7 protein-coding genes are annotated in these 9311 nt (G+C 58.2%); 6 read left to right on the plus strand and 1 reads right to left on the minus strand.

Annotated features, from left to right (window positions below):
• Positions 1–309: 309 nt before the first annotated feature.
• Entirely contained in the window at positions 310–900 is a 591-nt protein-coding gene (locus ACT3TC_RS16670) for an exopolysaccharide biosynthesis protein (protein ID WP_444641051.1), read from the plus strand.
• 106 nt (positions 901–1006) lie between these two features.
• Positions 1007–1363, plus strand: a complete 357-nt coding sequence (locus ACT3TC_RS16675; protein ID WP_444641053.1) for a RidA family protein — start codon at positions 1007–1009, stop codon at positions 1361–1363.
• 78 nt (positions 1364–1441) lie between these two features.
• Here the strand turns inward: ACT3TC_RS16675 and ACT3TC_RS16680 are convergent, their stop codons facing one another.
• On the minus strand, positions 1442–2551 hold the full coding sequence (locus ACT3TC_RS16680) for a pyridoxal phosphate-dependent aminotransferase (RefSeq protein WP_444641055.1): 1110 nt from the start codon (positions 2549–2551) through the stop codon (positions 1442–1444).
• A 192-nt stretch (positions 2552–2743) separates the two neighbouring features.
• Here ACT3TC_RS16680 and ACT3TC_RS16685 point away from each other — a divergent pair, with 192 nt between their 5' ends.
• From ACT3TC_RS16685 to ACT3TC_RS16700, 4 genes are read left to right on the plus strand one after another with little or no spacing between them, the layout of a single operon-like run.
• The gene (locus ACT3TC_RS16685; protein ID WP_444641057.1) at positions 2744–6409 is read left to right on the plus strand and encodes an ATP-binding protein; all 3666 of its coding nucleotides are present in this window, start codon (positions 2744–2746) and stop codon (positions 6407–6409) included.
• Positions 6406–7035, plus strand: coding sequence for a hypothetical protein (locus ACT3TC_RS16690; protein ID WP_444628076.1), 630 nt, complete (start codon positions 6406–6408; stop codon positions 7033–7035). Before ACT3TC_RS16685 ends, ACT3TC_RS16690 begins: the two co-directional genes overlap by 4 nt.
• Positions 7032–8273: a hypothetical protein gene (locus tag ACT3TC_RS16695; protein WP_444641059.1), complete on the plus strand. Its 1242-nt coding sequence runs from the start codon at positions 7032–7034 to the stop codon at positions 8271–8273. Before ACT3TC_RS16690 ends, ACT3TC_RS16695 begins: the two co-directional genes overlap by 4 nt.
• Positions 8270–9139 (plus strand): DUF7281 domain-containing protein, encoded by an 870-nt coding sequence (locus ACT3TC_RS16700; RefSeq protein ID WP_444641061.1) that lies wholly within the window; start codon positions 8270–8272, stop codon positions 9137–9139. The genes ACT3TC_RS16695 and ACT3TC_RS16700 overlap by 4 nt, the downstream gene beginning before the upstream one ends.
• The last annotated feature ends 172 nt before the right edge of the window (positions 9140–9311 follow it).

Below are 9311 nucleotides of genomic sequence, written 5' to 3' on the forward strand. Positions count from 1 at the left end.
AATCCGCCGCCTTTACGGGTGTGCCAGTTCGAGTCTGGCCACCGGCACCAAATTTTAGGGCTTAGCGTTCATCGCTAGGCCTTTTTTTGGTTTTTGCATTCCAAAAAATACCATGAAGCGTTGGCAAACATTGCTCATACCCTCCTTTTCTCACACCATCCATTGGCTCGATATCTAACATTTGATGACACCCACCTAAACTACACTCCACAGAGACAGCGCCGTTGTTGTAGACGGCTATTGCATGCCATGGATACAGGTGCTTGATTAACGGCCTGGCACGCTTTATGGCGAGCAGGGAACTCAATAATGGCCGAACATACGACGCGGGCACTCAGCGAGGTTCTGAATCACCTTGAACACTCGGTTCAAGGGCAAAAAGTAACGATCGGGTCGCTTGTGGACGAGCTTGGTGCGCACTCCTTTGCGTCACTGATGCTCATGTTTGCCCTCATTTCGACGTCTCCTGCAAGCTCGATTCCGGGAGTCACTGCCATTGTGGCCTTCATTGAGTTTATTCTCGTGGCGCAGATAATGCTGGGGCGGGATTGCCTCTGGCTGCCAGGCTTCATTTCACGCAAAGCGCTGTCTACCCATAAACTCTGTAAAGGGATTAACTGGCTGCGCAAACCGGTGCACTTTGTTGAGCGTTTTCTCAAACCGCGCTGGGTATTTTTCGTCAAGCCGCCCTGGTTGTACCTGCCACTCGCCGTTATCCTGGCCGTGACACCCTTTATGCCGTTTATGGAAGTCATCCCCACGTCGGGTTCAATAGCATCTGCGGCTATCGCCTGCTTCGCGGCCGGGCTCTTAACCAGAGACGGGTTGCTTGCGATGGTCTCTATCCTGTTTTTGGCCTCGGTGCCTTTCGTGATCTGGTATGTAGGGTTCAGTGGGTAGGTAAATCGCTTGCCTGAATTCAGCAAGAAGTTGGCGTATTTGCAGGCAAGCATTTTAAATGTAAACGCGGTAATCTCAGCTGTATTTCTTATGACGGAGAGACTCCATGAGCGTTACTTATTACGAAAGCAATACGCGTATGAGCCAAGTGGCTATTCATAACGGCACGGTTTATCTAGCAGGCCAAGTGCCCGCCGACGCCACGGCAGATATGCGTGGCCAGACCGAACAAGTGCTTGCGCGCATTGATGAGTTGCTGGCTCAGGCAGGGTCCTCAAAAGAGCACCTGATTTCTGCCCAGGTATGGGTAACCGATATGGCCGAGTTTGATCAGATGAACGCGGCATGGGAAGCGTGGGTAGTCGCAGGGCGTACCCCGGTTCGCGCCGCGCTTGAAGCCAAGCTTGCCAAGCCTGAGTGGAAAGTGGAAATCATGGTTATCGCGGCACTGCCTAACGCTTGATTTGTAACGTTCGGGTAGCGCTAGTATCGAGAAAGCCCCTGCCTTGGCAGGGGCTTTCCTGTAAAAAGAGTTGCCTTATCAAGCGTGCCCTTTAATAGCCTGCTCAAGCGTTGCCAGCCGGCCCGGCACCAGGGCATCCGCTACGGCGGTAATGCGTATCACGTTGGCGAGCGCCGGGTGCGCCAGGCGAGCGACAAGCACACCTTCTGAAAGCAGCTGCTGATGTACGTGGGTGGCCAGTTCCTCACTGGGCAGGCGAATGCCGATAAAGTTGGTGGCACTCGGCAGTACATCCGCACCTAAAGAGCGAAAGTGCTCGGCCAACTGTTCGCGGCGGGCTTTTACATCCGCCACGTGCTGGCGCACTTCTTCAGGATGGTCGAGTACTACTTCGGCGGCGGCCAGCGTCAGTGCGGAAACCGCGTAGTGAATACGCACCTTCATCATCATGGCCAGTACGTCAGGCTCTGCAATGGCGTAGCCAATGCGCAGCCCCGCTAAGCCGTGGGCTTTGGAAAGCGTGCGCAGGCGAATCACGCCGGGCAGCGCGTTAGCCGAAAACTCGCTTCCCGCATCATCACGAAAATCGCCATAGGCTTCATCCAGCAGCAGCCAGCAGGTATCTGGCAGCGCCTCGCGAAACTTGATAATGGCGCTGTCGCTGTGCAGGTGGCCGCTGGGGTTATCCGGGTTGGCCAGGTAAACGAGGCGGGCGTTTTCCTGTTGCGCGGCGGTGGCCAGCGCTTCCAGGTCCGGCGCCAGCACGCCGGGCGCTTCATGGTAGCCAGGTTCAATCAGGTGGCAGCCTTGGCCTTTCGCAAAGTAGCCAAACGTGGGATAGGTGCCCGCCGTGCATACCACCGTAGCGCCGGGCTCGCAGGTAGTGCGTAGCGCCAGCGCAATCAGGCTATCGGCACCCGCATCAACCAACAAATGATCAAAAGGCGTGCCCAGCTGGGCGCTTAACCGGGTACGCACACCAAACGCCTCGGCGTCGCCATAGCTGTAAGCGTGCGCCGCCAGTGCATCACCAAAGTGCTCGCGCAGTGCCTGGTGAGGCATGTCCAGCCCTTCGTTGGAACCCAACTGATGGGGGATCGCTCGGCCCAGGCGGCGTTCAAGTACTTTAATTCCCGGAAAGGGGTTAACCGGGCCTTCGCCGGTAAGGTGCTCGGGGTAGCGGGGCATGGCGGTTTCCTGCAATGAAAGTGAAGCGTGGGCGTGAATGTAATTGCTGAGCGTTTAAGTCGCTAGTGGGTTAATGATTACATAAAGCGTTTGGGAGAGTGAATCGGTGAGTCGAGTCATCCAGTAGGTGTCGCCTTGCATTGTGTCTGGCAAGATAGTCGTTTTCGAAACCCTATCGATCAAGGACACGGCATGGCCCACCTGCTACGCATCGTGATGATTCACGGCCACCTTGAAGGCGTGGTTGAACTCAGTGTGGACGGCCACACCAATATTTGCGGCACCAACGCCTCGGGCAAGACCACGCTCCAGCGCCTGGTGCCGGTGTTTTATGGCGAGCTGCCCAATAAGGTAGTGCCCAAAACGCGCATGAAGTTTGATGCGTTTTACCTGCCGCATCGCAATAGCTACCTGGTGTATGAATACCGCCGCGAAGCAGGCAATATCTGCCAGGCAGTGTTGACTCGTAAGCAAGAGGGCGGGGTAGAGTACCGCTTTGTGGGCGGGCCTTATCAGCCGGAAGATTATTTGGTGGAGAGCGAGGCGGGCGTGACTGCACTCGACTACACACAGTGGGCCAGCGGCCTGCGCCGTAGCGGCACGCCGGTGTCGTCCAAGCTGGGCGCGACCTCTGAATTTCGCTCGGTGATCCAAAACGACTTTACCCAGCTGCACGGCAATAGCCGCGACGGCCTCAAACTGCGCCAGATCGCCGCGCAGTTCAGTCTGGTCAAGCCCGAGCGGCGTATTCGCCATATTGAAAAGTTGGTGTCGGCGGTGCATGCCAAAGAGGGCAAGATGGATACCCTCAAAACCATGCTGGCGGCGATTTTCGAAGAGGATGGCGTTGAGCTGCCGGTGACGCGGATTCGTAACACCAAGGCGCGTGAATGGATTGCCCAGATGCGCCAATCCATGCGCCTGGAGCCACTGCAGGCGTCGCTCGCCCGGCTTGCCGGGATTGACCGCGAACTCGCCCATCTTGATGCCACCTTATGGCAGCTTAAACCCCAGCTTGAAGATGACCGCCAGCAGGCTGAGCGGCGCATGGCCGATGTGGACGCCGAGCTTGCCCGCCATCAGCGCGATTTCCAGCAGCGGGAAAGCGACTACGCCCAGGCGCGGGATGAGCTTAATGACCGCCACAGCGAAGTGGTCAGCGATTTACAGCAGACCCAGCGCCGCCTTAATGATCTACAAACCCAGTACGAGCACTATTTCGAGGCGGATATGCCCGCCCTGGAGCGTGATATCAATGCGCTGCCCCAGTGGCGCGAGCAGCGCGATCAGCTGCGTGCCCACCTGAACGTGATGCAGGATGCGGTAAAAGAGAGCCAGGCGCGGCTTGATGGACGCCTGCGTGAACTTTCCGAGGCGCTGGCCCGCCAGACCGGTGAAGCCCAGGAATTGATCGACGCCCTGGTGGAAGAGAAAGCCCTGCGCCGTGAACAGCAGTGGGAAGCCGAGCAGAAGCTTAATGAGCGCTATCAACAGGAGCGCCAGCGCCTGGACGGTGAGTATCAGGCGCAGCTTGAATTGGGCGTTGAGCAGCTGGCCGAGCTAAAAGCCCAGCTCTCACTTTCGACTCAAACCGCCGAAGAAGCTGCTGATGCTGAGCTTGCCCAAGCGCGCCTGGACCAGGCCCAGCAGGAGCGTAACGCATCGGCCGCCACGCTAGACGGCCTGCGCCGCGAGTTTGAAAACAACCGCCGCGGCAGGGACGATGCCGAGCAGCAACTGGTTCAGCTTCGCCAACAGCTTGAGCGCGCCGAGCAGCGCAGCTACGCGCTTTACCAGCAGCGTGACCCTGAACAGGGCAGCCTGCGCCATTTTCTGCGCTACCATCGCCCCGGTTGGGAGCAGCAGTTAGGCAAAGTGATTGCCCTGGAATTGCTGGAACGACGCGATCTAGCACCTCAACTAGCCGACGGCGGCAGTGATGACCTGTTTGGGCTGGCGCTGGATCTCTCGGCCATTGCCTTGCCCGATTACGCCCAGGACGAAGCCACGCTGCTCGCCGCCATTGAAGAAGCAGATAGCGCCAAACGGCGCGCGCAGGCAGAGTGCCAAACGGCCGAGAAAGCGCTTAAACAGCATAACGAGCGCGTCCAACAGGCCGATGAAGCCCAGGACCAGGGCCGTATGGCCCATAAGCGTGCCGAGCAGGAAGTTGAGTTTGCGACCGAGGCGCGCCGCCAGCAGCAAGAGCGCCACGCCAAGCATCAACAGGAGCGCCGCGCCGCGCATCAAGCCGCGTTAGCTCGCTTGGAACAAACACAAACCGAGCTGCGTGAAGAGAAACAGCAAGCCCTTAACGCGCTTGGTGAAACCCATCAAAGCCAGCTGCTGGAGCTAAAAGCCGACGGCCAAAGCCAAGTGGATAGCCTGGATGCCCAGCTGCGCCAGTATAAGCAGCAGCTAAGCGATGCCAACACCGAACACCAGCGCCAGCGAGCGGAACTGGAAGAAGCTTTTAGCCAGGAGCTGGCCGAACAGGGCGTCGACCCGGCAAAGCTAAAAGACACCAAGGCGCGGCTGGCAAGCCAAGAGGAACGCATCCGCGTTACCGCCGCCCGTCAGGATGAGCTTATCGAATACACCCGCTTTATGCGCGTGGAGTGGGGGCAGCACAAGCCGCAGCTGGTCACCCAGGAAGCCGAACTCGAACAAGCCGAACAGCAGCTTCAACGCGATAAAGAGCGTTTGAAAAACGATTTTCAGGCCGCGCGTAAAACGCACCAAAGCACCGTCAGCACGCTTAAAACGCAGCGCGAAAGCGAACACACCAGCCTGGAAGCCTTAAAGCCACTGCTGACCCAGTTGGAAGGCCTCGCCATTGAACCCGGCGGCCAGGCCCCGGCGGCGCCGCTGGGCGATGTGGACGAGCGCATTGAGCGCGCGCGCCAGGCATTGGGCAATCGCCACCAGTTGATCGAACAGCTGCGTCGCGGCTGCCTGGACGTCGAAAGCCAGCTGATCAAGGACGCCAGCAGCGGCTTTGCCGAAGCGTTGGAGAGCGAGCGCAGCAAGCTGCAAAGTGACAACCCGCGCCTACAGCTGCCGCTACTGCGCGACATGCTCAAACTGCTTGAAGACCAACAGCAGCAGTTGATTCAGGAAGGCCGCAACCTCAGCGATGACCTGGATAAATTCTTTACCGTGTTCCGCGATTTGAACCGTCGCATCAGCGCCCAGAGCCGTCGGCTTTCGGAAGAAGTCGCCGACGACCTGCGCCTGGAAGGCATCACCAAAGCCGAAGTGCGCATTCAGTCCACCATCGACGAACTGGGCTTCTGGGAGCCGTTGAAGCTGTTTGCCCAGCGCTATAAAGAGTGGCGCGAATCCGGCCAGACGCTGCCCAGCGACGACTACCTGAACACCCTGGCCGACGTGGTCGATCTGCTACGCAGCGACCAGCAGTACAGCTTTGAAAGCCTGTTGCGCCTGGAACTGCACCTGAACGAAGGCGGCACGGACCTGGTGATTAAAAACGACCGCCAGCTGCTGGAGTCTTCCAGTCACGGTATGGCCTACCTGATTCTGTGTAAATTCCTGCTCGCGTTTACCCGCCTGCTGCGCGGCGACGCAGAAATCGCCATCCACTGGCCCATCGATGAGATCGGCACCTTGGCCTATCACAACGTAGAAAAGCTGTTTGAGGCCTGTGACAGCAACCACATTCATATCGTCGGCGCGTTCCCCAATCCTGAATCCGACGTGCTACTGCTGTTCGCCAATCGCTACTTGATTGACCGCGATAACGCTAACGCCAATAAACGGGTGTTAAAACGCATTGAACCGCGCCTGAGCCGCTTGGCCGAGCGGCTCCAGGAACGTCAGCAGGAGGTGACGGTATGATCGAACATGGCCCACTGCTTGAGCGTTTACTCGCCGGGGAGTTTGTCTGCCCGGTGAGCGATGAAAGTGGCTATCGCCACTTGAGCAACGCAGAGACCCGCGAGGAGATCGACACCTACCTGCGCCCGCTTAACCGGCGGCTGGCCAGCAATGAAGAGGGCAGCGTCTATTTTCTGGCCTGGCGCCAACTGAATGACAGCGCCCGGGATCAGCTCTCACGCCAGCTTGGCGATACGCTCAACAGCCTGCTGCCGCTGCTGGAGTGGCTACAGCTGGTTCAAGAAGCGCTAGGCCGCGATACCTTGGCCGCCCCTGGCGATGTACTCAAACCGGCCGAATTCAGCGCCAAGTGTGAAGATAACCAAAGCCTGCGCGAGCGGCTGGAACGCCTGGCTACCGACAGCTTTTTTGGCTCACAAAGTGACCAGCTGGATGCCCAGGTAAAGCAGGTCTTCAAGCGCCTGAAAGAGCACGGCTACCTGCTTCAGCCGCATTCCGAGCGCCAGGTATTTGTGATCACCGGCAAGATTGATTACCTGGTAGACCTGGTGCGCTTTATTCGCGATGAAGAGAACCTGCCGATTGATGCCGAAGGAGAAGAAGGCACGCAGGAGGCTCTGTTGTGAATAAGAGCGTGAATGAGCTGGAGAGCCGCCTGCTCAAAACAGGCGCTGAGCGCTTGGCGCTACTGGGCAAGCATTCTGAAACGCTGATGCAGGCCTACACCCGCGATGAAGTGCCGCTGGAATCGCTCAGTGATAGCGCGCTGCGCAAGATGCTGGCGGCGCGTATTCTGTGGCGCCCGGATGAGCAGAGCGGCGTGAAGCTTGCCCCAAAGGTGCGCGAGCTGATCGCCGAAATGCTCGCCGATGAGACCCGTCGCCATGTGAATGCCGATGTAGCGGAAACCCTGGAACTGATTCGCGCGCTGGTACACAGCTACCGCGAAGCGCGCAGCCGAGGCGAGCACTGGCGGCTAGAGCAGCAGCTAATGCGCCTGCGCCAGGAGGTCGACGACCTGAACGGGCGCTTCGCCGATGCTATCGACAGCTTATGGCAGCGGCTGAATAGCGATTTTGGTTTCGTCAGCCAGCTCAACGATAAAATTCGTGAAAACGACCGCGCCCAGAAACAGATCGCCAGGCTTCTGGATGGCCTGGCGCTGATCAACTTTGATGAGTTGATAGAGCTGGTAGGCAGCGACGGCAGCCTGCGTAAACTATTGATCAGCCAGCTTCAGCAGCAGTTAAGCCACCACTACACCGGTTTGCGCGAAGTGCAGCGGCGCTTGATCGAGCTGATGGCGCGCTTTCGCAAGCAGCAGGCGCGCAGCCGTCTGATCAGCGGCATGGCCGCGTTTATGCGCGAGCACCCAGGCTTCGTGCCCGGCAACTACGCCCGGCGCAGCGAGGTACCCGCGCTGGTCAATCAAGCCGCCCCGCTAAACGCAGCGGCCGCCCCAGCGCTGGACCGTAACTTGGAGTGTCAGGTACTCGTCGACCTGCTCCACCAACTACCCCAGCCGCGTCACACCACGCAAACGGTAGAAGCAGCGGCACCCGCCCAAGCGCAAGAAAGCAGCCTGGCCGCCGCCCGCCAACAGGCGCTAAAGCAGGATGTGGAACACTTCTATTTAAGCGTGATTGATCAGCCACAGGCAGCGCCGGTCAGTGCGCTTGAGTACCTGCACGAAAGCCCGCTGGAATGGCCCGATGAAATCTGGCTGTTCCAGGTAATTGCCGAATACCAGGGCCTGCCGCGCAACGACCAGCGCGCGTTTCGCCTCAAGCAGCAGGAGACCCAGGCGAGTGCCTACAATCACCTGCGCCTGATCCACGACGTTGAACTACAGCTGGCCGTATGAACCTACCCAGCCGCGCACGCAATGGGCTGAACGGTGTAGCCCGAGAACTTCTCCGCCAGCCCACAGTGGAAAAGCCCCGCGGCCAATGGGTAAACGACGTGGTGGCCTGGTGCCATCAGCATGATATTGACCTGGCCACACGAATAACCAGCAAAACGCTGCGCTTTGACGCCGCCTTGCTCGCGCAGATCAACGATGTATTAGACAGCGCCCGCATAGCGCCGCTAGGCCGCTCACTCAGTGGCCTGACCAGCGCCGCCCAAGCAAAAGAAGGCGTGGAAGAGGATAAAGCCACCCGCGAAAGCCCTCGCGCACGGCGGGTGCTTGTAAGCTTTCCCCCTCAGCCAATAGCAGGGCTCGCCATCGAGTTCCGCACTATTCGCGATGTAGATATACAGACACTAAAGCTGAGCGCATTCAGCGCCATGATTCAGGTCGAAAACCTGGACAGCTTCTATGAGTTTTCGCCGGATATTGCATCACTGAGCGGCTACACAAACCCGCTGGTCGTCTACCGTGGCGACAGCCACTACGGTGGCGGCTTTGCGTTACTGGCCGATGCTTGGCGCAAAACCCATCGACCGCATATTTATGCCGGTGATTTTGATGTTAAAGGCGTCACGTTGGCGCTCGATAGTGGTGCCACCCATTTGCTTCTGCCCAACTTTGAATGGCTCACCCAAAATGCCACGCCGCTGCATGTGCCTGCTGAGCAGTTTGCTTACCAACGTAGGCTTCGCAAGCACCTTGCCGCGCTACCAACCGCACACCCATTGTGTGACTACCTAACGCTGTTGCTGGAAAAGCAGAGGGGGTTAAAGCAGCAGTGGTTTGAGGGGGATATGGGGTGTGTGGAGTTTCGTTGAATACCGCTATTGTGAGTTGCCCTGTTTAATGGCTTAACTGCTTCGCTAAGACATGCTCTGGTGCACACGGCCAAAATTTTCTTTGCCACGAAGGGAGGCAATGAGATAGAGTAAAATAAGGTTTATATATAACCTCAATGGAGGTTCTGACGATAATTAATGACTTGTTGCA

This window comes from Halomonas sp. AOP27-A1-41, from assembly GCF_052378605.1.
Classification (GTDB): domain Bacteria; phylum Pseudomonadota; class Gammaproteobacteria; order Pseudomonadales; family Halomonadaceae; genus Vreelandella; species Vreelandella citrativorans.